This window comes from Enterobacter roggenkampii (assembly GCF_001729805.1).
GTDB lineage: Bacteria > Pseudomonadota > Gammaproteobacteria > Enterobacterales > Enterobacteriaceae > Enterobacter > Enterobacter roggenkampii.
Genome location: NZ_CP017184.1, coordinates 3,340,207 through 3,366,018 on the forward strand (window position 1 = coordinate 3,340,207; position 25,812 = coordinate 3,366,018).

The window sequence follows — 25,812 nt, forward strand, 5'->3', positions numbered from 1 at the left end:
TTGATCTCGTCACTGAAGCTCTTCTTCGTCAGCAGCGACGCTGAAAATACTGTCGGGCAGCGTGAATCCCTGGAGCTTCAGTAACGCAAGCGGACCATCACCTAACTCACTGCGCATCACAAACTTCAGCGGATTCCCGTCGGGCGTGATCCACACCAGTTGCGTGCGGCTCGCATCAAGAGGCGTAATAAGGGCTTTATCCAGCAGGCGAATGAGCCCCCAGTTACCCTGGTTACTGGCATAGAGTTGCATGCCACTGTTGACGCTGCGCCAGCTTAAATTTACGCCCGGATAATATGTGTTTCCCGGCCAGGTAAAACTCTGCCAGCTTTCCGTCTGATTGAAGTAGTCAAGATTCTGCTCATCAAGAGTCAACTGCACTCTGGCAACATCCCGTGAAGGACGCGCCATCAGCTCGAAGTGAACACCCGCATCCCCCTGCGAGAATACGATATCGGACAGTTCCGCCAGCTGATTTATCGCCAGAAGGAAATCCGGACTGACAACCATCCCCTGACTTGCGGAAGGGTCAACGACCCAGCGGTTTCCTTCCTGGTGGAGGATCCCGCCGAGATTCGTTTTCAGGAAGGTCGTGATTCGACCCGAGTCGCTACGCAGGAACTGAGCCAGTAGCGGCAGGGAAGCATCGCTGCCGGTGGCTTTAAACGGGTACCGTCCCGCAAAGGCCTTATTCCACTGATCGACAATGGTCGTCTGCCAGCGGGCATTGAGGCTCCCCGCAGCCGGGGCAAGTACCTGCCGCCAGGCCAGATCCAGCGGCTGCACAAATAACGACTGACCAAATCCATTCCACTCCTGCCCCAGGCTTGCCGCAACCAGACTGCCGTAATCGCGGGTATCGGTCAGATCGATGGCTTTGCCCTGGAACACGGTCTGGGCCAGCATCTGCGACATAGCCTGCGGATCCGGGGCGCTGGTGACCTGCTGAAGCTTCAGCCGCACCTGGGTAACGCGGGCCAGCCAGGACTGGAAGCTGAGGTTACCGTTGGTACCGGTGCCCTCTTTACCTTCCATCAGCCCCATTAGCGGACCGAACACTCCATCAAGCGGACCTTCAGGGCCCTGAGCCTGCTCTATAAATTGTTTTGCATTTTTTTTCTGACCAATTAGCTTTTTCGCTGAGTCCACTATCGAGTCGGCCAGCGCCTCACCCTTCTGCCCCGTTTTTCCCTGCCAGGCCAGCGTGTTCATCAGTGCAACCAGCGGGGACTGGCGGACATCGCCTATCAGACTGAGCTGGGCAATCGCTTCGGAAAGTGACGTAGCCTCCTGCCACTGTATGCTGTTGACCATATTCAGCCAGGCATTACCAAAATCGGTAAAATAGCGTTCAGTCAGGCGGGCCTTCAGCGCCTCCGGGGAGATATCGCTCCCTGTCTGGTGCATCTTATCCGTCAGTACCCAGTCAATTTCATCGCGGCGTGTCTTGACGACCTCGTTAATCGCATCCTGAACCTGCTCTTCCCAGGCCTGACGCGTAAACATACCCGGGACGACTTCGTCAGTGCTGAATACCGTAGTGGCATCGGTGTCGCCGGTCATATCGGCAAGCGTTAAATCAGGCCAGTTGCTGGCCACGCGCTTAAGCATGTCCTGATATAACCCGGACTCAGCGTTCCGCTGGCCAATCTGCTTGAGCAGGATCTGACGGACCGTGCTTATTAATTCAGCGTCAGGCTTAATTTTCCATTCCGGATGAGCCGGGAGGTTCTGCGCATAAAAGCCCAGCAGTTTCGGTGCCAGGTCCTGCCATGTGCCATCCGGCACATTCTGGCGTTTCGGTAAGGCTTTCAGGACGTTTTTTGCCAGCCAGTCTGCGTCTACTTTGTCAGGACGGGCCAGCATCAGATAACTTTTGAGCACGTCGTAGGTATGCTGTGTGCCCTGCGTTCGGGCATCACTGGCAGGAGGAAGTTGCACAAACGCATTCAGCTGCTGTCTGAGATGGTCTGCTGTGGTATCCCTCATCAGCTGTACGTTATTTTTCGCATACAGTGGCCAGAGTGCGGCCAGCGTATCGCTGTCCTGATTAAGACCAAAACGGGTGTACCATGGAGCGCCGGTCGCCTCACGATGCTGCAGACGGGCAATCGCTTGCTGGAGTACGAGCTGGTTGTGCAGGCGTTCAGCAAGTGGTTTTGCGGTATCCGCTGCCTGCCTCGCCGTTTCCTGTGCCTCATAAATCTGGGTACGGTTAACGATCAGGGACAGCAATGTACCGGTCCCCCACAGGACAATCAGGGAAAGCAGAATAAATCTCAGCATCTTCTGCCAGTCGAAGCCCAGCTTCCTGCCGCTGATGGCATCACAGTCATCAATGACGGCTTTCCATGTAGGTGTGTCGAGGCGCGTGTTAGGTACCGTTCCGGCAACGGCCAGTTCAGGGCTGAACATGACACCGCGTAAACGCCAGGCCGCAGATCCCTGCATCAACCCACAGAGCAAAACAGTCAGACTGGCTTTCAGTTCGTGTTGCAGACGGGAAGATAACTGGAGCAGGCCGTTATGAGCCGGGTTATTCAGTATCTGCGCCATACCGGCTTTTTGCAGGCGCTGAGACAGCGTAGTCAATGCCTTATCCGCCTCTTTTATAGTGCCTTCCGGTCCGAATATCATCCCTGTCGCAGCCGTGTCCGCGTCCTGCTGAGCGCCTTTGGCTTTATCAGTCAGCCACAGCCAGACAGGTGCCTGCCAGCCCAGCTGATGATCGGCTTTCTGGCGGCAACGCAAGAAAGCATCCCGTTCGCTATCCGTCGGGAGGGCTGAAGTACTCATCACCTGAATAATGCCATCAACCGGCTGGCCGGATCGCAGACGCTTCAGTTTTGAAAGGAAGATCTCATCCGGGAGTGACTGCGCATCACCGCCATAAATCAGTACGTTGCCGTCACCTTCCTGCCAGAGGTCATGGCACAGACCCGGGGCTGCTTTATGGACGTCGTCCGGGTTGCCCATCACCAGCAGGAGTCGCACCTTACGCTGCCATCGGCGTCCATAGCGAAAGCGCAGGTGTTCGGACACGGCGTCTTCGCTGAAGACCGGTTCGTCGTCATCTTCTTCACTGAGAATGGTGTTCGTCACCGGAGTGATACTCTCAGCCTTTTTCTGGCCCCACTGGAAATACAACCCGGATTTACCGGCGAAGTCGAAAGCCTTCTCTGTCAGCCAGCCGAGTAAAAACATCGCGGCAACCATAATGGCGCAGAAAGTGAGTATGCGCTGGCCGTCATACGGTCCAAATCCGGTGGCCGAGGCCACGTTTTCCGGAAAGGCATAAAACAGAAATGCCACGATGGCTGTCAGAAAAAAAGCGACAGTCACAACGGAGCCGATGAGTGTTTTAACTTTTACCTTAGACATTCTTAGGCGATTCCTTGCGAACTTCTTCTTTGGTGATGACGGCGACCCAGATGTCGTCCTTGTCAGCGGCGGGTTGTGCGGCGATAACCTGCGACCCTCGTTGTTCAACGCCAGCATTAGCAAGCGTGATGGCCAGCCATGGAGCAGCATGGCCGGTATATCCCAGCACGGGATCGATACTGGAATTGTCTTCTGAAAGACTAAATTCCACTTCACTCTCTTCGCAGGCATTATTCCAGCCGCTGCCCGACGTCAATGTGGGACCGGAGATCCAGCTTCCTTTGAGTTCATTGGGCAGGGTCTTCGACCAGAGCAGCGCCCGGGTAAGTGTCTTTGTGAGCGTTGTTTCTGTTCCCCTTTCGGGGCGATGAAGGCGAAGCGCATCCGGCCAGGCATGGGCTTTGCGGTTGCTCAATACCACCATTGAGACAGCATCAGCATCTTCTTCCCGGGGAGACGCCGGTAACGACAGCGTGATGGCAACCAAAATGCCCGGGGTGTCCCATCGTTTGTCCAGCCAGGCATCAAACGCCCCCAGCCCTTTTCCGGCCATCAGGCGAAAAATCCTGCCCGTCTTGAGTGAGAGATCGGCTTTAAGCTGCTCTCCAAACAGGGGATACAGATCGTTATCACAATCCAACACCAGCCAGCATGGCAGCTCGGGCGGAAGCGGCTTAACTATCCCCTCTACACGCGTGGTCAGTTTATTAACCGCTGCTTTTAGGGCCTTCATTAAATCGGTCTGATATTCTGGTAATGCCGCGTATCTGACCGGTTTGTCACATCCTCGTGGGCAAGAGAAGTCGATAACGGGAGCTGCGACTTTCATTGCCTTCAGCAGGTCATCGGCTTTGTTTCCGGCCGGAGCCTGGATGTGCGTACCGAGGATCCAGGCGCAGCGCTGACCGCGCAGAATTTCACTGTCAATAAGCGCTTCTCGCTCGACATTACGGGACTCGGCCCCCACCTGTTCGGCTTTGTAGGCAAACCGGCGTAAGCCGAAAATAAGCCCCCAGGTGCAAAACGGGAGGCCCAGCGCGGTGAACCAGAAGACAAATCCGGTTCGCTCTGACGTCCAGCACCATAGCGTGAGCGCTATGCCCCCCAGCATGACAAACGCGAGGAAGAGCAGCCAACGCCCGGTACTGGGGCGCACTATCTTAGGTGCCTTTTCAGGGATGGCATCCAGCCAGACGGGCATAATCAGGCAACCTTTGCAGCGGAAAATGAACTGATCAATGTGCAACCACAGGCACATTTGTGGCCGTGAAAGGCAACCGGGATACCATGATCAAGGTAATCAGGGTTGCCTTCTACGATGGTTGTAGGGCCATGTCCCGGAACCGGGCAGGACACTTTGTCACCTTTACGGGCAACGCCAATACCGCCGAATTTCATCGTTTCTGAGGCGGTCAGTACTGAACCACCGTGGGTGGTTTTATCGCCTTTGCGGATAATCTGGAGCATTAATAAGGACCTCTGCGAGTTAATAATTATCATTAGGTTAAAGTAACTAGCCTCCAGACATATTAATCCTGAATCTGTTCCAGTAAGTCATTTAACTCATTCACTCTTGAAACATTCATGTCCATTCGGCATACGCTGTACATTGGCGAACCGATTATAAATCCTTGAACATCACACCAATTTTCACGTGAAGCAATCCAGTTTTTTTTGCGCCGACTCGAATTTACTTGTAATGTCAGGTATTCCACGCGCTTTAATTATTCTGTATATTTTCTGGTAAACAATGTTCATGTCTTTCTTTACGGCGTCTGATGCTTGGTCGGCACAGCCCATTACAACAGAGTTATTTATATCTTGATTCATTTTACGACAATCAGTTTCAATCCTGGAATAGTCGGTTAGTACGGCATGTGAAATGCAAGGGAGTATTAGAAGTAAAGTCAGTGCTTTGTTCTTAATATTCATTTAATTTGAACAATCCAGTAGAGGCACTGGTAATTTAACTTACCTATAAGTGCCAGGCTCTACAATTAAAGAGACCCATTCTGGACTCAATGGCATGTATATGCTTTTGAATAGTTATTCTGTATCATACTCGTCACCATTCCATCGCAAGATATATTTAGGTCCGCAAAAAATATCTTTTAGCCCTTTGTGTGATTTTTTTGATATTCCAATGGATGTACACATATATGCTGCATCTATTGATTTTCCATCATGCATTGTGATTTCGAATGTTAAAGTAGGAGAGTTGTCGAGATTAGACATCCAGTCCGATTGATCACAAGTACCTGGTGGTGTTGAACTCAGAAACGTATACTCGATGATATCTTTTTCACCGTCACCATTTAAGTCAGTAGTAACGCGACCTGTTTGCCCATCGACAAAACCAGAGTTTTTAACCTTACTTGCCGTTACCAGCATATCAACATCTTTGGTTTGAGAACATTGAGCATATGTTGCCGATGCCATTAAAATTAACATAGCTAAAGAGAATTTTATGTTCATTTTAATAATTATCAACCTTCTTCATATAGGTTTTAATAAAATCATTTAGTTGCTCTACACCATTATATTCGCATTGGTTTTCTATCAAATCTGTTCGTTGGCCTTCCATCGAGTTATATAAGCTGCATCGTTCAGAAATATACTTCCGTTGACTATTATAAAACACCATATCAATTGAATACTCCTTGCCAGATTTGGTAATAATATCTTTAATGGAGACCTCTGTTTTTTGTGCTGGTTTGTATGCAGTCGATCATATCCGGATAAGATCGCATCGAGGAATTGCAAACTTGTGATAATATTACAAAAGAAATTACTGGCAAGCTAATGGATAATGCGAATAATATGATTTTCACCCTTTAGCCCCAATTTAAGCTAAGTAATCTTAAGATTTGAAATGCTGAGGCTTTTTGTATGACAAAACTCCGATTTTTGTAAGAATCTAACAAGTTTATCCACATGTGAACAACACTAATTATCATTCATTACATTTTCAATTTCTTCTGTTTTTTCTCTAAGTGATGGGTCCTTTTTGCATACGCGAAGAGGGAGTGCCTTGAAGTTGAATATTCTGGTTATTTCTTTTGATTCCTTTGATGCCTCAGACTGTATGTAACAACAACCGTACCCATAGCGATTATTTGTGTTAATAAATTCTTTAGAAGGAAAGCCAACTAAATATTCCATTCCCTTTGGCCCTTCTTTTCCTTGGGTTGAAATTGTCCAGTCGCCATCTTTATCCGTCAACCAGTAGTTTCCTGGAGTTGGATTTTCTAACCATCCACATCTATTATCTTTATCATATAATGACGGGGCGATTAGTAAAACTAACAAAGCTATTTTTTTTGTTCAAGATATCTCTCCTGCATTAAGTCGTTCTAAAAAACTTTCCGCAGAATGTTTGATTTTATCTACCAGAAGCATTGTATTTTTGAATCCATCAAAGCAAAAACCATAGAGCCTGACAATAAATCGGTTTTACTAAATCATTATTGAAATTAATGACTATCAAATTAATAAAGGTCGGGGATAATATCCTGCATAGGCTCCAAATCTAGCGTGGTAGATTTCTCATTTATTTGTTTCCCTGATAGATTAAATGTCTTGAACGTTTCACCACATGAATTGCAACCACCTGTGCCGGATAAAATAATTATGTCATTTTTACATGAGGCTCCGTAGAAGACGAAATTCATCATTTTTATTTTTTCGTCTTTGCTGTTAATGCGTTCTACAAGACCTGTAGACTTTGATAGATCATGGTTTTCCTTACCAAGGACGAAAATTTGCTTGCTGCAAATTGGTATGTCAAGTTTATCCTGGTCACCCTTAAGGTTATTTACACTACAAAATGATTCGATACTATATTGAATACCACCACAAGAAGATTTAAAAACAGTAGGAGTGTTTGCATTACAAAATGCTGGAATTAGCAGAAGGAAAATGATTTTTTTCATAAATACTCCGGATAATTATCTTCAATAAACTTCGTTATTTCTTCTGAAGTGGCATGTAAACTTGTTTCACCTTGCTTTTCTTCAGCTAAGTAGACTTCATATTTTTCCATGATCATTTTTTTATTTGCAGTTGGTTGACCATGCGGTGAACCAGGTAAACTGGCCCACTCAATACGACATAAATGTATTGCTTCGCTAATCTTGTCTTGCATTACTGCGTCTAATGCTTTTCGACCTGCAATGAGCGCTATACAACCGAGGTCTTGATTACTCTGACTGAAATCTGAGAAAGAATATCTACGTTGCAGATTTCTCCATGTCCCGTATAAAAATTGATAAGCTCCAGCAGCAGTCGAAACAACACCATTAGCTTCATGCCTGGTATTGGGATGTTTACTAAAATCTGTAAATTTTGCACCAGTAAACATCGTTCTGTATCCGTCTTCCTGGATAGTCCCCTCACCAATGCGGATCATTCGTAGAAATGCACGCAAACGAAGTATTCTAATATTTAAATCAGTCTGAATTAGAGAGGCTAAAAATTTTAAGGGGTGCATATGCCACAATGAAGGCCCTAGTTTCCCATTTGTAACATCCTGCATCCATGCAATTTTATCGATAAAATCTTCACCGTACTTCTTCCATTCTGGGGCATCTTTTTTCAGCGCATTGAGAAACGGTTGCCAGATAGCATCGCCCTTTTTGAAATACCAGTCGCTTGGATGTTTTACGATTATTTTCTGAATAACGTCACGATAGTCGGGATTATGAAGCGCCCTCCAGTACTCCATTGGAGAATATCGGTCACTTCCGCTGTCAATTTTATCCAGCAGGCGCTGATAATTATGCTTCACGAGAGCATGACTGGTTCGCGTATCATTGGTCGCGGCCTGGTAGAGCGAATCGATGAGGTTACGGAAGAATCCAGTGGGCTGGTTTTTTCCATCCAGGTAATCAAAGCTGGCAGGTTCTGCGGTTTCAGTTCTGAAGCCCAGCTTGGCCAGATCAAACTGCGACAAAAGTTGAGGTTCCGCCTGGCCTTTGGGGACATAGGCATTTTCTGGTCGCAAGTGCCAGTATTCCTGTTTGGTCGACTTATCAACTTCCGTTTGCACCTGACTCAGTGGAAGGATCCCCCCCCTGGTTGTTGCCCTTGTATCTACTGTGAATGTTCCTGTTGCAACATCTTTTTTGTACAACTTAAGGCCCGGAGCGTACTTCAGCCAGAGTGGATTCTTTTCTCCCACCTGCTCAGGGTTGGTCAGGAACGTTTCCAGGTTATCATCCATACTCGTGCATTCGATATGAACCTGGTATCGCGCTTCATATCCGCCATCCTTAGGTGCCTGATAATATCCCATATGACCAACAGGATCACCTGCACTGATAGCAAAGGGAGTCGGGCATACTACCTGGTCAAATTTCATCGCTTCTTTTGCTGGCGGCATGAGTTTCTGCCACCAGGAAGGCTGTACCACCCCATCAGTACCAGGAGACAGGTTGTTTTTGTCCACAAGCATCCAGTATTGCTGCCCTGGCTTCAGGGATGTTTTCTTGCCCTTTTTCAACGCCTGTTCTGAGAGGCTAACAAAGGTAACAAGGCCATACTCTCGCTTATTAAATGCAACGGTATGGAGGCCGCTGTCTGTTTTATCCCACTCGACAATGGACCCTTTTGGTATCGTACCTTTTCGGTAGCTTTCGCTGGTACTTTTATTATTGGTACTGGCGGTCATGACCCATTCTGGATCGTAGGCAGTAAGCGTATCCTGGACTGTCCACTTTGTTTCCGCCGGATTGACACTATAGGCTGAATAGGGGGCCAGGTGCATATACAGGGTATAGAAATGTAGACCGCTGGATTCCTTCTCCCCCAGTTGAATAAAGTGTTTAACCAGAACTAACGAACCGGAAAAGCTAAGCGGGCCGGATTCCCATCCAAGCGTGAGATAATCCTTGCAGACACGGTAAGCGACCACTTCGCCGTCAGCCATGCATCGCACTGCCTGTTCACCTTTAAAGGGGACCGGGAAATCCAGTGCTTCAAGAGGAGACTTTCCACTAAGAGCACACCACGGGGTCGTGGCTTCAGTGATATGGATCCCGCCATGCCACATGCCACTGCGGCCAATCATATACTGCCCAGTGGATTCTCCCCCGACATGAGAGAGGATCTCTTCCTGATTATCGAACTCACTTCCCCGGTTATTGGAAGGGATCGGCCAGACAATTTTGATTTTTCCTTTTTGGGAAGCCGATGCCTCCGGAGCAGGGCTACTGTTGTCAGAGTAACGGTAAAGCTTATAAGCAATGTTGTTGGTTCGATAGGCTTGTGCCGGGTAAAAGCCTTTGTCCTGGACAAAATCGGAGACCCATTTTGTCCCATTAAACATAGCCATGTGACCATGTTCATGGCCCGGTGCGGCCTGAATAACAACAACATCCCCTGCTTGCTGCCCTGAGATGGAAAATACATTCCCTGCATGGACGGTTGTTGCGCCGTCCACGACCTTGAAATTATTTTCCTCAAGCCACGGACCGTAGTCTTTAGCCGAGTTAATGCCTGAATGGCTGGAGGACGCGCCGCCCTGAATTAACGCAATTTTGACATAATGAGCGCACTGCGACTGACCATATTTCAGGTGGTCATCCAGACCACGCTTGAAGCGATTTTCATTATTTCTGGCGATGACCGCTGCATTCGAATTCAGAGTAGTAATGGCACTTACTTTGTTGAACATGTCGTCACCGTTAATTATCGTTACAATGGCCAGTCGCGTTGGATACAAATAAGACTGAGTCTATGAGCCATTTACCATTAGCTCGGACAAGGTTGATTGTATATTTTGACTCACTTTCGCTGTGACCCAGCATCAATTCTATAACGGCTTTGTCTTTATCCAAAGATGAAGCATTCGTATAAATTTCACTCACCCACTCAGGGCAAATATCCTGAACATTCGTGAAGTAGTCAGCCCCTGAGTCATCCTCACTTTTGAGTTTCTGAAGATGTTTTGTTGTAAAGCTGTCTATAGCGCTCTGGCTTTTTTCGAGACCATGCCCAACGTCCGGGTCATTCCAGGCTGTCAGATAGTCAGCATAAAAATGCTGAACAACAGATTCTGGTGAACTTTCAATTTTCATCGCCCCGGACACATTTCCGAAACTAAAGCATGAAAAAATGAATAAAAGTAAGGCATAGAATATCGACGTTAATTTTAAATTGGTTTTCATTGTATTCGTCTTTCCTTGTTATGAACGGCTTCACTTCAGAGTGTTTAAGAAATCGACCACTAAATGGTTTTCTGCTCAATCATTAAATGACTTGCTGCTGATTTTGCTTTCCTGAGTGATATCCGTCAGGCTGAAATTGGGTGTTTCGTTGGGAAGGTTTGCGCCTGAGCCTGGTACCAGATAGTCAGACGTCTTCATAATGAACTCACCAGATGAGCCGTGTTCAATGCCGTTCTTACTCAGCATCAGATAAGACCCGCCACCATTAAGCGTCAGTGTTTCCGGGGTGCTGATAATAATTTCGTCTTCACTACTGGTCACCGTCAGCTGTTTTTCAGAAAACAGTGCCATCGTATTATGCTGAGCCTGAATCTCGATGTCTCCCTGGTTAGCAACCAGCTTCGCCCCGTCTTTATGCACAAACAACCCCAGCGCTTTTTCAACGCTCACGGACAGATTTTTCATCGCACCGACATCAAGATGCTGGCCTGCATTGATCATGGTATTGCGGGTGCTGCTGAGCTGAAGGTGTTCACCTGAGGTCAGTGCCACCCCCTGCGGCGCACTCCCCAGCAGGACCGCAGACTGGAGGTCTTTGATTTTGTCAGTCACAAAATTTATCTGGGTATTGATGTCATTCGCCAGCGCTCCGGCGGCTTCAGCGGCGCTGTTCAGGGCCTGCATCTGGCTGTTGGCCTGGTTAATCTGACTTATCGCAGGCGCCATTTCCAGTACCGGTCCCTGGGCTTTGGCCTGGGCATCCGCCGTCAGGAACAGCCCTTTTGCCGCACGCACTGCGCCATGCTCGTCCGTACGCAGTTCAAAACCGGCGCCGCGCTTTTCACGCTGGCCATTGACCAGGTGTCCCATGTTCAGCTGCGTTTTGCCGTATTCCGTCGCGAGTTTGATATGCTCTTCCTGGCGCTTGTCCTCCATCCGCAGCTTATTGTTCGCCGGCGTGCGCCACACATTCCGCGTATGGTTGTCACTGGTGACGTGGTCCGGGTGTTCTGAATCATGCAGGGCATAAGCGATGTAGGGACGATCCGGGTCTCCGCCGTCAAATACGACGGCCACTTCCGTTCCGTCGAGAAGCGGTGAGTGGAATCCGTACGTATCACCGGCATACGGTTTAGCCAGCCGCAGCCACAGATACGCATAACCCTGTTCAGCACTGCTGCGGTCAAAGTCCAGCTTCACCCGGTAGCGGCCCTGTGCATCGAGCCAGGAATAGGTGTCGCCTTTCTGTGTGCTTTCCACCCGGGCAGGCAGCGAGCCGGATATCACCGGGCGACTGAGCAGTGCCGGACGATAACAGACGGTTTCACTGTAGGGGATACCCTCAAACGTCAGCGTAAAGCTACTTTTGCGCGAACCACTGGTGCGCACCTTGGTGATGACGATGCCTTCCCTGACGGCATCGGGGAGCGTTCCGTCCGTTTCCAGTACCTGACCCGGAGCCAGATGAGGGCTGGAGGAATGCCCGCTGACGCGATACTGCGCGTTCAGCATACGTTCGTGACGCAGACGGGCGAAATTCGCCCCGGTCTCCGGGCTTTCAGCGTCGCCAGCGGTCAGGAAGGGTTCCGCATAATGGTACGTTTCTCCGGTGGTGATGCCTTCTTTGCTAAAAATACTTTCGGCGCTGTCCTGAGGCGTCAGCGCTTCACGGTAGTTGTAGTCCCGGGTGGCCACACTTCCACTCACGACATTGTATGCGGTCTGAATATCCCAGATGCTCTCCTGCCCGCTGTCACTCATCCCGGCCTGGTTGCGTAATGGCAGCGTGATGCCAAATTCATACTGCTGCTGACTGTCCTGAAAAATCACCACGTCCTGTTCAAGACGGCTGTCCATTTCATAACGCCAGTAAATGCCCACTTCGGCAAGCAGGCGCTGGATAAAGGCAAGGTCAGTTTCCCGCCACTGGGTGATGAGCTCCCGGGACGGGTATTCGCGGGAGAGCCGGAACTCAAAGTCCTGTCCTTCCAGACCGTGTTTACGCAGTACCTGTTCAACGACTTCCGTGACCGACAGGTTGAGATAAATCTGGCTGCCCTTTGTAAAGCCAAGAAGGGCGATACGGGGAACCAGCGTCAGTGCGTAACGGGTATCCTCACCGGATGTGGATATCCGGCGAAATGACTCCACCACCCCATAAACCGTCCGGACCGGCAGCGGCGGTGTTCCGTCAAACACCGGGGTCTGGAAGGTAAATGACGCCAGCTTCAGCAGCAACGTGTCGCAGGCAATATCCGCCGAGGAGCAGGTGACCGCCACGTCATACCGCCAGGGCTGACTGAGAGACTCCACCGCGCTGTAACGCAGAACATCGAGGAAATGGCTGCATCCATGAACGTCAACACGATACCGTGACTGCCCTAAAAGCGGTTGCACCCTGTCGGTCGCCTTATTGATCAGCGAACCGCTCATAACGGTTCTCCTTCTGCCTGTGCGTCAAACGCCAGCACAATGCCCTCTTCCTCATTCCAGGTCAGCTGTAGCGAGGACGGCTTTTGTTTGACCGCCATATGGCTTAATAACTGCTGGCTCAGAACCGGCAGGATCTGCTGATTAAGCAGGCTGTCCACATTGCGGGCACCGGTATCCGGCAGCAAACACGCCTTCGTCAGCTTGTCGATGAGGCTTTCGCCAATATGCGTGGAAATGCCGTAGTGACGTTGCAGACGCGTGCTCACCTGTGCGAGCTTCATGCCGACGATGGTGCGCATGGCATCCATTACCAGCGGGCGGTATATCACCGTCTGGAAGCGAGCAAGCAGCGCTGGCTGGAAATGATCGCGCAGGATCGGGCGTAACAACTCATGCAGATCGCTCTCAGTGGCCTCTGGCTGCTCATCCAGCAACTGCATAAGCGGATCACTGCCCAGGTTGGACGTCATCAGGATCACGGTGTTGCGGAAATCAATTTCACGCCCTTCCCCGTCCCGCATAAAGCCCCGGTCAAAGACCTGATAAAACAGGTTCATCACATCCCGATGAGCCTTCTCCACTTCATCGAGCAGCACCACGCTGTAAGGCCGCTTACGGACTGCCTCGGTGAGTATTCCCCCCTGACCATATCCTACATAGCCCGGAGGTGAGCCTTTCAACTGCGAGACCGTGTGCGGCTCCTGGTATTCAGACAGGTTGATGGTAATGAGCGACTTCTCACCACCATACATAACGTCAGCAAGCGCCAGCGCGGTTTCCGTTTTGCCCACTCCGCTTGGGCCCACCAGTAAAAATACACCCTGAGGTCCGTTTTCCGGCGTCAGGCCGGTTTTTGAAGCCCTCAGACGCTGGGCGATGGCATTAAGGGCAGGGCTCTGGCCGACTACACGAATTGCCAGCTGATCTTCCAGCGTCAGCAATTCGGTTTGCTCATCTTTCATCAGCGACGAGAGAGGAACCCCTGTCCAGTCGGCGATAACGGTCGCAACGGTGCGGACATCAACATCCAGACCCAGTAATGGGCTGTTATTCTGTACCAGTGCCAATTCCTGCTGGAAGGCAGAGATCTCCTTCTGACGACTGATGTCTTCACGGCAGGCTTTCAGCGAGTCGGTGAGCTGCTTTTCAGTTTCATACTGTGACTGAAGGGCTGTTTTCTGTTGGTTAAGATTAAGAGTAAGTTGTTCGATCTGCGGCAGACGGCTGGTATCAATAGCGTTACCCAGAGCAATATCCTCCAGTAACTCCTGTTGTTCTATTGCCAGCGATGTCAGTTGGGCCTGCAGCCGGGTAAGCTGTTCTGGTAGTGTGTCCAGGCTCATCCGCACCCGGGCCGCAGCGGTATCTAGTAAATCCACCGCTTTATCAGGCAACTGGCGACCTGTCAGGTAGCGGCGGGAGAGAGTCACCGCTGCCCGGACGGCCTCACCGGTAATATGCACGCCGTGATGTTCGGCGTAGCGGGATTTAAGACCGCGCAGCATCAGGCAGGCTGTGTCATCATCGGGCTCATCAACCTTGACCATCTGGAAGCGACGCTCCAGAGCAGCGTCACGTTCGAAATACTGCTTGTATTCACTCCAGGTAGTGGCGGCGATGGTACGCAGTTCGCCACGCGCCAGCGCCGGTTTCAGCAGATTAGCCGCATCTGCCCCGCCAGCTTGATTACCCGCCCCGATAATGGTGTGCGCCTCATCAATAAACAGCAGCACCGGTACAGGGGATTGCTGTACCGCATCGATGATATTTTTCAGACGCTGCTCAAATTCCCCCTTCACACCGGCACCTGCCTGAAGCAAACCCAGATCCAGTGTCCTGACGATGACAGGCTTAAGACTTTCGGGCACATTGCCCTCGGCAATACGTAGCGCCAGGCCTTCAACCAGGGCCGTTTTGCCAACGCCGGGTTCACCAACAAGGATCGGGTTGTTCTTCCTGCGTCTGGAGAGAATATCCACCATCTGACGGATTTCGTTATCGCGCCCAAAGACCGGGTCAATCTTTCCTTCCCGGGCACGGGCAGTCACATCAACTGTAAAACGATTGAGAACGGACTCTTCCTGTGAAACGGCAGGCTGCGCACTTCCGCCCTCAGCCTGATATTGTGCCTCATGCTGTAACGGTGCAGCCCGGCCAATAATGCTGACATTGCCAGGCCGCTCGCTGAGCGTAGCATCAGCCCGCTCATCCGACTGGGCTTCCAGCAGGGGACGTAACCTTTCCAGTTGGCTGGTGGTTAGCGTCATTAAAGGCCAGAGGCCATCACAGCGTGTCAACCCGGACGTTTCAACCATGGCCGTAAGCAAATGAATGCTGCGGATCTGCTCATCTCCCGCGAGCGTGGCGGCAAGCCAGGCCTGTTTCAGCAGGGTCTGGAGGGAAGCAGAAAGCTCTGGGCGTGTACGAACTGAACGAGGCTGTGCATCCAGCCAGCTCAGAAGTGACTGCCAGACGGCATCCATATCCCATTCATAGCGGCGAGCGAGAACAGTCAGATCACCTTCTCCCTGCTCCAGCAACTTTAACAACCAGTGCTCAGGCGTGATTTCTGCATGCGCGCGGGTCTGGCATAAAGAAGCCGCCCCCTCCAGTGCTCTGGCGCAATAAGGGTTGAGTCGTCGTAGCAGGACTGCTGAATGATGTTCCATGTCGTTCCCTCTTGTTCAGGCACGCTACCGCCCCTGGCCGTCAACCGATGCCCATAAGGTTCATGCCGATAAATTGTGAGACTGCTCTGCAAAGCGTCCTTCTGAAAGGCGCTGTGCGGAGCAAAACAAAAAGGCGGACAGAAGGGATCTGCCCGCCAGAGTCTTATGCTGTGGTGCGTTCGTTCCAGGAATCGGAATGAATGATGTTGCCGTCTTTGTAGGTCCAGGTGATTTTTTCGTAGCGCAGTTCGATCTGCTCAAGGTGGTTATGCTTCTCGAAGGAGGCATCCTTGATGTCGTGCATTTTTGGTGCAACTTTCACCAGTTTGACGTTTTCCAGCTTGGTGTTGAAATACTCAACTTCCTGGCCTGCGTCATTGATTTTGTACCACTTGAATTCAGCAGACTTCAGGGTCTGGCCCGTGGTCACGGCTTTGTAGAGGTACGGGCTGGAAGAGTCGATTTCTTTGGTAAACAGGAACGGCGTGTGAATACGGGTGCCGGTCAGTTTGCCAGTATTGTTATCGGTCGGGATGTACAGGCTGTGTTCCTGAGCAACAACTTCGATGCTTCCTTCGCGATCTTTCACATCTACGGAACCCTTAATGTCAGCGCCGCCATCGTCTTTCAGCCACAGATAAACTGGGATTGCCATGTTTTACTTCTCCATTTCTTTAGTTGAAACGTCACGTACATCCTGTGACGCGTGTTTTGCGCCTGGCAAACGACAGGCGTCAGCCTGCGGTACCAGACTAATCTCGACACGCCGGTTATGCGCACGGCCATCAGGCGTGTCGTTTGATGCAATCGGTCGGCTGTCACCGTAACCCTGCACGGCAAAGCAACTTTCCGGTACGTCCCCGGTATCACGCATCCAGTTACGGACGGCCTCAGCTCGTTGTAAAGACAGGGTCTGGTTGAGCTGAACGCCACCGGTATTGTCTGTGTGGCCGCTTACCACGATGAGCCAGCCTGGTCTGGCCTTGATTCCGACCAGCGAGTTGACCAGCATTTTGGTGGAGCCCGGTTTCAGCACGGACTTACCGGAATCAAACAGCGACATGCTGTCGAGACGAACAATTTTCGGTACTGGTTTTGGTTTAGGTGCTGGTGGAGGCGTCCAGGTATCGATAGCCTGTTGCAAGGCCAGCCACAGTCGTTGGCCCGGGTAATAGCCCAGGCTGTAACGCAAAGGTTCACCCTGGCGCTGCCAGCGTTCAAGCAGGAGCGCATCCTGCTTCAGGGTGGCCAGTGATTCTGCCTTAGGGCGATAGTGGTTCATCGGGATTGCATTCCAGCGCTGTAAATCGGCACTCACCTGACGGATCAGGTCACGGTTATTGAGCGCAGAAATACCCAATGCGGTCAGGGCACACAGCCACACCAGCAGGATCAGATGACGGGTACGCTGGCCCCCCTGCACAGGTGAAGCATAAGGAGCCAGCAGCGGCAGAACCGCGTCCGGAAACAAACTTGCCGGTGCTGTCTGCCCTGGTTTTCGAAAAAACTGTAAACAGGTGAGGGTATATAGCCAGTCGGCCCAGACTGACTCTGTACCGGGAAGGACGGTACCGAGGCGCATTGCCACAGAGAATGTTCGTTCTGGAGGCGTTAACCGATCAAGCTTTTCCAGCTCATCAGTAAGCGTATTACGGATAAAGGAAAATGCCTCGCTGACGGCTGGCAGTGCCAGGATATTATCTTCCGCCTGCTGCCAGTCGATGAATGCCTGCGGCGAATCATTTACCGGACAGACAATCGGTTTATCACCCCGAACGATTATCCAGGGCGTTTCTGGCCCGGAAAATTCGGCACACAACACAACCGGCAGAGTGAACCCCGTCAGGGATTTAATCTGTTTACACTGCTGGCGGAGCGTTTTCAGTGTGGAACGAAGAACGGCTTCATCCTGGTGATGGTCTGGCAGGCAGCGGTACATAACCGATAGCTGACCGACATGGCGCGGGAACTGCGTCTGTATGCTACGGACAATGTCAGTTAACCGGCAGATGTCACCAGCCCGTAACCACCATCCCTGGGCTGTTTTACGCAGAAAGTTTCCCTGAAACAACGCATCCAGCATGTCACCACACACCAGTACAACGGGGCCTTGGGAGTCGAGTAATGGCAGTTCAGCAGCCGACAGGGTAGCATCGGATGAAGGCTCTACACGCCGACAGTTGTTAAAAACATACCAGCCTGCCAGCAGGAGAATCAGCAGAGTGGTCAGGCTTTTAAACACGTTGCCTGTCGGGATGAAATACCACAGCAACCACAGCAACGCTCCAACGGCTACGAAGGTGTGCAGGATTACCGGAATGATGACTGATCTACGCATTAGCCATGCAGCTCCGGTATTTGTGCTGATAACAGGGCCTGAAGCCACAATTGGCCCCCCCACCAGATAACTCCGGTAAGAACGACGGCTAGCGCGATCCAGAACCATACTGAGCGCATCAGACTCCAGCGATGTTTCCCCATCCGGTGAACAACCAGAGACAGGTCTGCATCAGGCGGAGAAACTCGCTCAGAAAGGGCTTTTTCTACCTCATCACGCTGCGACTGGCTGACCGCCTTGAGGCTGTATAATCCCTGAAAGCCTAGCGCAATCACACGGTGATAACAGGTTAAAACGGCCGGGTTCGGTGAAGGCTGACGCAGAACCTCTGCAATTCGATCCCACAGCGCTTCACCTGCACGAAGTGAGCCAAAAAAACGAGCCTGAAGAGGAGCTTTACGCCAGGCGGCCTGACCATCATCAACTTTCGGCTCCTCATCTTCCTCACTTTTTTCAGGCTTACGGCTCATCACTGTCTCGTCCAGCAGAGCACATTGTGCGTAGGAAATATGCTCGACACTGGCATCGTCATAACCGGCACGTTCCAGCGCTTCCCGCACACTTTCAACCTGTTTAACGCATTTGTTGTAAAGCGCAGCGCCATTAAGCGTGACGGCGCCTTTCTTAAGCATAGTGACGGTAAGCCAGGTCTCCGCCATCAGCTGGTCGATATCGATATCCTTTCTCATGAGCGCAATACCGCAAACAGTTCAAGTTCCAGAGCGCCAAGTAATTCAGGCACATAGAACATACACACGCCCTGCTCCTGCATTTCATGCGCTGCGGGGCTTTCCATATCAAGCGCGAAGTACTGGTTTTCCATACGTACAGGCAACGCTGCCGGGACTCTGCTGACGGGAATCAAAGGGATCCCCTTCAGCGCAGCGCCATAGATCTCGCGGACATCATCAGGTGAACCCGCCTGGCAGAGAGCAGGGAATTTCTCGGCAACCTGCCAGGCCGGGATATCAGAGCGCACAGAGAGATAAAGGTCGGCCTCTTCACGCAGACGGATATCGTGGAGGTTGGCCTTCCAGGTCTGTCCGTCCGGGCGGGACATTTCCAGAGCAATGACACGTGATGGCAGACTGGCCTCCAGCAAACCTGTGATCAGGTCAAACAGCGGGGGAAACGCATTGGCCGGTTCCTCATGGTCATAACCCGGGATGGCGTCAAGATCATGGTCCAGTGAAAAAGTCAGCATACTGCCTGCCAGACGTGCAAGCTCCGCCCAAACCTGTTCAGGCGGACGGGAAGGAAAACGTTCGTATTCTGTCAACACTCTGGCGTGAGAATTCAGTGCATTCAGCAACCAGAAAAGGGAAACATCGGCGACAGCAAAATCGGCGAGCCTTTCGTTGCTCTCACGACGCATCGTCATCAGACGCTGGCGTCGGGACCGTAACTGACGATTGAGCAGCATCAGACGTTCGCGCAGGACTGAGCTTGCCCCAAATGACGCCACTGGAGGAATAAAAGACGGATCCTGTCGCCACGCATTTTGCCCATCCCGGATCAGTCTTGCTACCGAGCACACTTTCCAGGAATCATTGCTTTCATGGGCAAACCGGATAGTGAAATTAAACCTGGCAACTGCCACGGACTCTTCTTCAGAGCCAAAGGCATCCTGCAATGTTACCCACTCTTCCCGATAGCGAAGTGGCCTGTCTGCACTGACCCCCTCCTGTTCAACATTAACCACCCCTGGCTGCATATGGGGAAGTGCAATGACGACAGTTACCGCATCACGACCTGCCAGTTGGCTGGCATCTAACTCACGCGGCGCCGGAGGCAGATCGCTCGTTTGCGCATCAATCAGTGAGCCATCTTCCAGCCAGAGGCGTAACTGCGTAATCTGGATCAGACCGGACGATAGAAGATCGTCATTAAACTCAATCTTTTCCACACCCCAAGGGAATGGGGATGCCAGCGCTGATATACCAGCACTGCGAAAAGACTCCCATTCAGCCTGCTGCTGGAACTGTTGAGGGGACAGTAAAGCCCCCTCGTTCCACAGTGGACGATAAATTTTCATCCCTGCCCTCGCCTTACGATTTCGCTTTCGGCATCTGGGAAACCAGCGACAGGTTGACGTCCATCCCTTCCACCTGGAAGTGCGGAATCGCATACAATTTCACGCGGAAGAAGCCCGGGTTATCTTCAATATCTTCCACCACCACTTTTGCATCACGCAGTGGATGAGACGCCTGCAGTTCGTCACCCGGATCGGTCATTTCGGTTACCAGAGTGCGGACCCAGGTGTTCAGCTCCAGCTCCAGCAGTCGACGATCCTTGGTGGTACCGATGTTCTCGCGCTGAATCAGCTTCAGGTAGTGGGCGATACGCGACAGCAGGAAGATGTACGGCAGACGCGCGTTGATGCGGCTGTTGGCCGTTGCATCTGCGGTGTCATACAGCGCCGGTTTCTGGGCGGAGTTGGCTGAGAAGAAGCAGGCGTAGTCGCGGTTTTTGTAGTAGGACAACGGAATAAAGCCCAGATTCGCGAATTCGAATTCGCGCGTTTCAGGGATCATGACCTCAGACGGGATTTTTACCTGATTGCCGGTACCCAGGTCATACAGATGGATAGGCAGATCCTGAACCGCACCGCCGGCCTGCGGGCCACGGATCTGTACACACCAGCCATTATTGATAAAGCTACGCACCATGTTGGACGCGAAGGCAAACGACGCATTCGTCCACAGGTATTTGTCGTGATCCGGACCTTTGACTTCTTCGACATAGTTGAAGCTGCGAACCGGAACGGTATCCGGGCCATATGGCAGGCGTCCCAGTACGCGGGGCATCACCAGACCGATGTAGCGAGCGTCGTCCGTATCGCGGAACGATTTCCACTTGATGTACTCGGCGCGATCAAAATAGTTGCCAATATCTTTAATCGCAGCGACGTCTTCCATTGACTCCTTGAGGAAGAATTTCGGGCCTGCTGAGCCGATAAACGGCATATGTGCAGCTGCGGATACTTTTGAGATGTTGCGCAGCAGAGCGACATCCTGCGCTGAAGCATCGAACTCATAAGCGGAAATCAGCGCCGCAATCGGCTCGCCGCCAGGGGTATCATATTCATCAATATAGGCGTGTTTATACAGGCCACTCTGGATGATTTCCGGGCTGTCTTCAAAGTCCTGGCGCAGCTCTTCTTTAGACATGCTCAGAAGCTCAATTTTCACGTTCTGGCGAAAATCCGTTTTATCAACCAGCGACTTCACGCCGCGCCACAGGCTCTCAACCGCCTGAAACTCTTCATGGTGCATAACGGCGTCGAGCTGGCGGCTTATCTGGTAATCGAGCTCAGCGATGTGATGATCGATCAGGCTTTTATCCAGTTTTTCGACTTTCGAGCCTGCCTTGGTCAGGCATTCCAGAAAGACCTGCATACCTGCTGTCAGACGCTCGTCAGCGGTCGCATCGGACATCGCCTGTGCATCTTGCCAGATGTCCAGCGCACTCAGCTCGGAGACAGGATTCAGATTGATTTTCTCAAACAGTGAGGCGTATACACCACCCACAGCAGGACGTTCCAGCACCACGCTTTCCCCGCCAGCAATATTATTTTGTACAGACATGAGCATTCCTTGATTAATCCGTTAAAACAGCATGATGGTTAAGGTTGTTTTGAAGCCAGTGCGGACAGTTCATTTCGCAACTCAGCACTAAGCGACTGGTCAACAACGATTTTTTCCAGCTCTTTTCGGAAAGTCTGGTTATCCAACAGGTTAGCTTTGAGATCGCGAAGCAAGTTGCGCATCGCCAGCATCGCCTTCAGCTGCGGAATTTGGGCAGCCACCTGCTCTGGCGTGAAATCTTTCATGCTCTGGAAAGTCAGCTGAATGTTGTCTTCACCACCATCGTCAGACAGTGTATTTTTTACGGCCAGGTTAACTTTTGGGGAATATTCGGAAAGAACGCTATCAAAATTATTTTTGGTGATGTTAATCTTTTCACGCTCAGATATTGTCGCAGATTCCTGCCCGTTGCTGAAATCACCCGTAACAAGCAATTTCAAGGGTAATTCCATTTTCTTGCTTGCTCCGCCAGTATGCAGGTCAAGCTTCAGGTTAATACGTGCCTTAGGCACCTCGTTCTGAAAACTGTCAGCCATCTAATCATCCCTCTTTGTTTTGCTATGCCAACTTCACGGTATCGTTCTTGATGCGCAATAATAGAATAATGATCGGAACAAAATCAAATACACAGATCATTTATCCGACACAAGAATTTTCTTAAGAATTTTCCACTAAGACATTATCGCAAATTGCTCAATCAACTCAGAAAAAGAAACTACTCTTTTCTCACAAATCGAATATTTGTATCGCCGAAGGGATTGCAGCCAGAGAGATGTTAATAAAAACATCTTATTTTGATTTGCATCACGGCACTATGTCAAAAAACAAGAAAGAACTGCAATATTTTATTGCAGTACGATTAAAAGAAGAGAAAAGTGGGTGATAAAAGACGACTATTCCATTGAGGATATGAATAATAAATAAGATTTTTCACAAAGAAAATTCTTATTTATTAGGTAAGGAAGAAATAAACGAGAAATAATTAATTTGCCGTAACTCAACAATGCCATTCTTTTTCGTTACGTCTTCCATCCGATCGCCAGGGCTTCTGCTCTCCGCTCAGTCAGGAAAAACGCTTTCAATGCGACTTTCTATAAAATCTGTAAAATCAAGCACCTCCTTAACTGCCGCTTTTTTAATCAAAAACGAGTAATAGCACATATCGTATAACGGTGCTACATTACGCCGCCCGCCCAAATCAGCAGTGGCCAGGCAACGCCGTAAAGTTCGGTAAAGCCTGCAACCATCACCTTGAAGAACGGTCTTATCGGCACGTCGTATCGCAAACTCTGCGCTACCTTTACAGGCTTCACATAGGTTTTACTATTTTGTCTCAATCCAAATTTCAACGCGCGTTTTTACACCCGCGTTACTGGTTTACATGGTTTGGTCTTGGCGTTCTCTGGCTGCTGGTTCAACTTCCGTACCCTGTCCTGCGTTTGCTGGGGTCGAAACTGGGCAGCGCTTCCCGCTTCTTCCTGAAACGCCGCGAATCCATCGCGCGTAAAAATATTGAGCTTTGCTTTCCGCATTACAATGCCGAAGAGCGCGAGAAACTCATCGCTGAAAACTTCAAGTCTATCGGCATGGCACTGCTTGAAACCGGCATGGCCTGGTTCTGGCCGGATGAGCGCGTCCGCAAGTGGTTTGACGTGGAAGGGCTGGATAACCTTAAACGCGCGCAGATGCAAAAACGCGGCGTGATGGTCGTCGGCGTTCACTTTATGTCGCTGGAACTGGGTGGCCGCGTGATGGGTCTGTGCCAGCCAATGATGGCGACCTATCGACCACACAACAGTCCGCTGATGGAGTGGGTACAAACGCGTGGCCGCATGCGTTCGAATAAGGCGATGATCAGCCGTAATAACCTGCGCGGTATGGTCGGGGCTCTGAAGAAAGGTGAAGCCGTCTGGTTTGCCCCCGATCAGGATTATGGACGTAAAGGCAGCAGCTTTGCGCCTTTCTTTGCGGTTAAAGATGTTGCGACGACCAACGGCACCTTTGTCATTTCTCGTTTGTCGGGCGCTTCCATGCTGACCGTGACGATGGTGAGAAAAGCAGATAAATCAGGCTATCGTCTGCACATCTCTCCTGAGATGGCTAACTATCCTGAAAACGAGTGCGAAGCCGCGGCGTTTATCAATAAAGTCATCGAAACTGAAATCATGCGTGCGCCAGAGCAGTATCTGTGGATGCATCGTCGTTTCAAAACCCGCCCTATTGGCGAAGCCTCGCTCTATATTTAAGCTCTTCAGAAAGGTTAGTTTCGCTAAGAAACTAACCTTTTCAATCACCTGTCATCCGTTATGAAACCGTTTTTCATTGCGTCGCCCAAAGTGAATTTATTGCGATGCGAAATCAAACTGTCGCCGTTCCACGACACTCGTAAGTGACGGAAATTATTTAAAAAAATCCCTCTTGTCACCCCTCATTTTTAGGCGTACATTAGCGCCGTCTGGCAACAGGAAAGCACAGAATTCTGAGCTGGAGTCAGCGGCGAAACGGGAAAATTCTCATTTCCGCTTTGACCGGATTTCAGTTCTCTATAATCAGGTGGACTCTGTTTTTAAATGCGTACCACAAGATACGCGGAGCGATGAAACGTGAAATATTTCTTTATGGGCATTTCGGTGATTGTTTTAGTCTGGGCCGGAACCTTTGCCCTGATGATCTAGTGAAGAACATGCAGTCAAAAAAACAGGAGCCATTGGCTCCTGTTTTTTTATGTCATGATGACGCGGGATTTTCAGCCACGCTCTTCGAGGAGAGAAGCCCGTCGGCCCGGAACATACTCTTGATGCCCCTCACCGCCTGACGAATGCGGTCGCTATTTTCAATCAGGGCAAATCGCACATGGGTGTCGCCATAATCACCAAAGCCAATGCCCGGTGATACGCACACCTTCGCATCCTGGAGCAGCTTTTTGGCAAACTCCAGGGATCCCATCGCCGCGTATGGTTCCGGAATTTTCGCCCAGACGTACATGGACGCCTTCGGCATTTCCACCATCCAGCCCGCTTCATGCAAGCCTTTTACCAGCACGTCGCGACGGCGCTTATACTGAGCGGCAATCTCGTGGACGCACTGCTGGTCGCCCTCAAGAGCAGCGATAGCCGCAACCTGCAGCGGCGTGAAGGTGCCGTAGTCGTGGTAACTCTTAATGCGCGCCAGTGCGCTCACCAGCGTTTTGTTACCCACCATAAAGCCAATACGCCAGCCCGCCATGTTGTAGCTTTTCGACAGGGTGAAGAACTCTACCGCCACGTCACGCGCGCCCGGGACCTGCATAATAGATGGCGCTTTCCAGCCATCATACACGATGTCGGCATAGGCTAAATCGTGAACCACCAGCACGTCATAACGCTTCGCCAGCGCGACCACTTTCTCGAAGAAATCGAGCTCCACGCACTGGGCCGTTGGGTTCGACGGGAAACCGAGGATCATCATCTTCGGTTTCGGATAGCTTTCGCGAATCGCACGTTCCAGTTCGTTAAAGAAATCGACCCCTTCCACCAGCGGAACCGAACGGACCTGCGCCCCGGCAATCACCGCACCGTAGATGTGGATTGGGTAGCTGGGATTCGGTACCAGCACCGTATCGCCATGATCCAGCGTAGCCAGCATCAGGTGTGCCAGCCCCTCTTTCGAGCCGATGGTGACAATCGCTTCACTTTCCGGATCGATATCAACCTGATAGCGATCCTGATACCAGCGCGAGATCGCGCGACGTAATCTGGGAATACCGCGGGAGGTCGAGTAGCCGTGCGTATCCGGACGCTGGGCAACCGTGCAGAGTTTTTCAACGATATGCGGTGGCGTTGGGCCGTCAGGGTTACCCATGCTGAAATCAATAATATCTTCGCCGCGCCGACGCGCAGCCATCTTCAGTTCAGCGGTGATATTGAAAACATAAGGGGGGAGACGATCGATACGCGTAAAACGGCGTTCAGGACTGAATTCAGCCATAGATTCCTCAGATTAACGTTAGCGCCCGGACCGTCCGAGCGACGCTGCCACCGATGTGGCGTGCTTAGAAAATAACCTGAAAAAAATCACGCTGTCGAGAGGGAAGTGAAAAAAAAAGCGATCGCCTGAAAACCGGAACCCGGCGGTGCCGAAAAGCGGAAGCCCTTGTTTCAGGATTGGCTTTCTGATAGCTGTTATTTAACAGGATGATATCAAAACAGTTACCTGACGATACGCAGGCTATAAAAAATCAGGACGTGTCCGTTACCGAC

At 50.9% G+C, this 25,812-nt stretch carries 19 protein-coding genes and 1 pseudogene; 2 read left to right on the forward strand and 18 right to left on the reverse strand.

Features of this window, described 5'->3' with window-relative positions; all coding sequences use genetic code 11:
- Window positions 1-9: 9 nt before the first annotated feature.
- The 17 genes and pseudogenes from BFV67_RS15710 to tssB all read right to left on the reverse strand — a co-directional run bounded on the left by BFV67_RS15710 (window position 10) and on the right by tssB (window position 22,110).
- Entirely contained in the window at window positions 10-3,381 is a 3,372-nt protein-coding gene (locus BFV67_RS15710; protein WP_069598639.1) for an ImcF-related family protein, read from the reverse strand.
- Complete coding sequence (locus BFV67_RS15715) at window positions 3,374-4,582, reverse strand: hypothetical protein (protein WP_069598640.1); 1,209 nt, start codon at window positions 4,580-4,582, stop codon at window positions 3,374-3,376. The genes BFV67_RS15710 and BFV67_RS15715 overlap by 8 nt, the downstream gene beginning before the upstream one ends.
- A gap of 2 nt (window positions 4,583-4,584) precedes the next feature.
- Window positions 4,585-4,848 carry a PAAR domain-containing protein gene (locus BFV67_RS15720; protein WP_021241767.1) on the reverse strand — a complete coding sequence of 88 codons (264 nt, stop codon included), beginning with the start codon at window positions 4,846-4,848 and terminating at the stop codon, window positions 4,585-4,587.
- Window positions 4,849-5,427: 579 nt separating this feature from the next.
- Window positions 5,428-5,856, reverse strand: coding sequence for a hypothetical protein (locus tag BFV67_RS24240; protein WP_157888825.1), 429 nt, complete (start codon window positions 5,854-5,856; stop codon window positions 5,428-5,430).
- Window position 5,857: 1 nt separating this feature from the next.
- Window positions 5,858-6,073, reverse strand: a pseudogene (locus BFV67_RS24910) (hypothetical protein); the annotation flags it as partial.
- A gap of 254 nt (window positions 6,074-6,327) precedes the next feature.
- A complete protein-coding gene (locus BFV67_RS23440; RefSeq protein ID WP_157888826.1) occupies window positions 6,328-6,690 on the reverse strand; it encodes a DUF4087 domain-containing protein in 363 nt (120 codons plus the stop codon).
- A gap of 179 nt (window positions 6,691-6,869) precedes the next feature.
- Window positions 6,870-7,313: a hypothetical protein gene (locus BFV67_RS15730; RefSeq protein ID WP_069598641.1), complete on the reverse strand. Its 444-nt coding sequence runs from the start codon at window positions 7,311-7,313 to the stop codon at window positions 6,870-6,872.
- The gene (locus BFV67_RS15735) at window positions 7,310-9,712 is read right to left on the reverse strand and encodes a glycoside hydrolase family 24 protein (RefSeq protein ID WP_084833310.1); all 2,403 of its coding nucleotides are present in this window, start codon (window positions 9,710-9,712) and stop codon (window positions 7,310-7,312) included. The genes BFV67_RS15730 and BFV67_RS15735 overlap by 4 nt, the downstream gene beginning before the upstream one ends.
- Window positions 9,713-10,064: 352 nt before the next feature.
- Complete coding sequence (locus BFV67_RS15740; RefSeq protein ID WP_069598642.1) at window positions 10,065-10,547, reverse strand: DUF3828 domain-containing protein; 483 nt, start codon at window positions 10,545-10,547, stop codon at window positions 10,065-10,067.
- Window positions 10,548-10,622: 75 nt separating this feature from the next.
- Complete coding sequence (locus BFV67_RS15745) at window positions 10,623-12,980, reverse strand: type VI secretion system Vgr family protein (RefSeq protein WP_069598643.1); 2,358 nt, start codon at window positions 12,978-12,980, stop codon at window positions 10,623-10,625.
- Entirely contained in the window at window positions 12,977-15,649 is a 2,673-nt protein-coding gene (tssH, locus tag BFV67_RS15750) for a type VI secretion system ATPase TssH (RefSeq protein WP_069598644.1), read from the reverse strand. Before tssH ends, BFV67_RS15745 begins: the two co-directional genes overlap by 4 nt.
- 163 nt (window positions 15,650-15,812) lie before the next feature.
- Complete coding sequence (locus tag BFV67_RS15755; protein WP_023344630.1) at window positions 15,813-16,304, reverse strand: Hcp family type VI secretion system effector; 492 nt, start codon at window positions 16,302-16,304, stop codon at window positions 15,813-15,815.
- Window positions 16,305-16,307: 3 nt separating this feature from the next.
- A complete protein-coding gene (locus tag BFV67_RS15760; protein WP_069598645.1) occupies window positions 16,308-17,987 on the reverse strand; it encodes an OmpA family protein in 1,680 nt (559 codons plus the stop codon).
- Entirely contained in the window at window positions 17,987-18,676 is a 690-nt protein-coding gene (tssL, locus tag BFV67_RS15765; RefSeq protein WP_021241776.1) for a type VI secretion system protein TssL, short form, read from the reverse strand. Before tssL ends, BFV67_RS15760 begins: the two co-directional genes overlap by 1 nt.
- Window positions 18,673-20,022 carry a type VI secretion system baseplate subunit TssK gene (tssK, locus tag BFV67_RS15770; RefSeq protein ID WP_023344632.1) on the reverse strand — a complete coding sequence of 450 codons (1,350 nt, stop codon included), beginning with the start codon at window positions 20,020-20,022 and terminating at the stop codon, window positions 18,673-18,675. Before tssK ends, tssL begins: the two co-directional genes overlap by 4 nt.
- 13 nt (window positions 20,023-20,035) lie before the next feature.
- Window positions 20,036-21,580, reverse strand: a complete 1,545-nt coding sequence (tssC, locus tag BFV67_RS15775; RefSeq protein WP_032635313.1) for a type VI secretion system contractile sheath large subunit — start codon at window positions 21,578-21,580, stop codon at window positions 20,036-20,038.
- Window positions 21,581-21,612: 32 nt separating this feature from the next.
- Window positions 21,613-22,110: a type VI secretion system contractile sheath small subunit gene (gene tssB, locus BFV67_RS15780; protein WP_008501580.1), complete on the reverse strand. Its 498-nt coding sequence runs from the start codon at window positions 22,108-22,110 to the stop codon at window positions 21,613-21,615.
- 789 nt (window positions 22,111-22,899) lie between these two features.
- Here tssB and lpxP point away from each other — a divergent pair.
- On the forward strand, window positions 22,900-23,820 hold the full coding sequence (lpxP, locus tag BFV67_RS15785) for a kdo(2)-lipid IV(A) palmitoleoyltransferase (protein ID WP_025912768.1): 921 nt from the start codon (window positions 22,900-22,902) through the stop codon (window positions 23,818-23,820).
- 357 nt (window positions 23,821-24,177) lie between these two features.
- Entirely contained in the window at window positions 24,178-24,249 is a 72-nt protein-coding gene (gene ypdK, locus BFV67_RS24245; protein WP_099458937.1) for a membrane protein YpdK, read from the forward strand.
- A 52-nt stretch (window positions 24,250-24,301) separates the two neighbouring features.
- Here the strand turns inward: ypdK and alaC are convergent, their stop codons facing one another.
- Window positions 24,302-25,540 carry an alanine transaminase gene (gene alaC / locus BFV67_RS15790; RefSeq protein WP_008501582.1) on the reverse strand — a complete coding sequence of 413 codons (1,239 nt, stop codon included), beginning with the start codon at window positions 25,538-25,540 and terminating at the stop codon, window positions 24,302-24,304.
- Window positions 25,541-25,812: the final 272 nt, after the last annotated feature.

Bases quoted from the DNA above. Each gene is read 5' to 3' on its own strand.
- tssK (WP_023344632.1), bottom strand. From the start codon at position 20,022: ATGAAAATTTATCGTCCACTGTGGAACGAGGGGGCTTTACTGTCCCCT.
- BFV67_RS15720 (WP_021241767.1), bottom strand. From the start codon at position 4,848: ATGCTCCAGATTATCCGCAAAGGCGATAAAACCACCCACGGTGGTTCA.
- BFV67_RS15735 (WP_084833310.1), bottom strand. From the start codon at position 9,712: ATGGCTATGTTTAATGGGACAAAATGGGTCTCCGATTTTGTCCAGGAC.
- alaC (WP_008501582.1), bottom strand. From the start codon at position 25,540: ATGGCTGAATTCAGTCCTGAACGCCGTTTTACGCGTATCGATCGTCTC.
- tssC (WP_032635313.1), bottom strand. From the start codon at position 21,580: ATGCTCATGTCTGTACAAAATAATATTGCTGGCGGGGAAAGCGTGGTG.
- tssB (WP_008501580.1), bottom strand. From the start codon at position 22,110: ATGGCTGACAGTTTTCAGAACGAGGTGCCTAAGGCACGTATTAACCTG.
- tssL (WP_021241776.1), bottom strand. From the start codon at position 18,676: ATGAGAAAGGATATCGATATCGACCAGCTGATGGCGGAGACCTGGCTT.
- BFV67_RS15730 (WP_069598641.1), bottom strand. From the start codon at position 7,313: ATGAAAAAAATCATTTTCCTTCTGCTAATTCCAGCATTTTGTAATGCA.
- tssH (WP_069598644.1), bottom strand. From the start codon at position 15,649: ATGGAACATCATTCAGCAGTCCTGCTACGACGACTCAACCCTTATTGC.
- BFV67_RS15755 (WP_023344630.1), bottom strand. From the start codon at position 16,304: ATGGCAATCCCAGTTTATCTGTGGCTGAAAGACGATGGCGGCGCTGAC.
- BFV67_RS15740 (WP_069598642.1), bottom strand. From the start codon at position 10,547: ATGAAAACCAATTTAAAATTAACGTCGATATTCTATGCCTTACTTTTA.
- BFV67_RS24240 (WP_157888825.1), bottom strand. From the start codon at position 5,856: ATGAACATAAAATTCTCTTTAGCTATGTTAATTTTAATGGCATCGGCA.
- BFV67_RS15710 (WP_069598639.1), bottom strand. From the start codon at position 3,381: ATGTCTAAGGTAAAAGTTAAAACACTCATCGGCTCCGTTGTGACTGTC.
- BFV67_RS15745 (WP_069598643.1), bottom strand. From the start codon at position 12,980: ATGAGCGGTTCGCTGATCAATAAGGCGACCGACAGGGTGCAACCGCTT.
- BFV67_RS15715 (WP_069598640.1), bottom strand. From the start codon at position 4,582: ATGCCCGTCTGGCTGGATGCCATCCCTGAAAAGGCACCTAAGATAGTG.
- BFV67_RS15760 (WP_069598645.1), bottom strand. From the start codon at position 17,987: ATGCGTAGATCAGTCATCATTCCGGTAATCCTGCACACCTTCGTAGCC.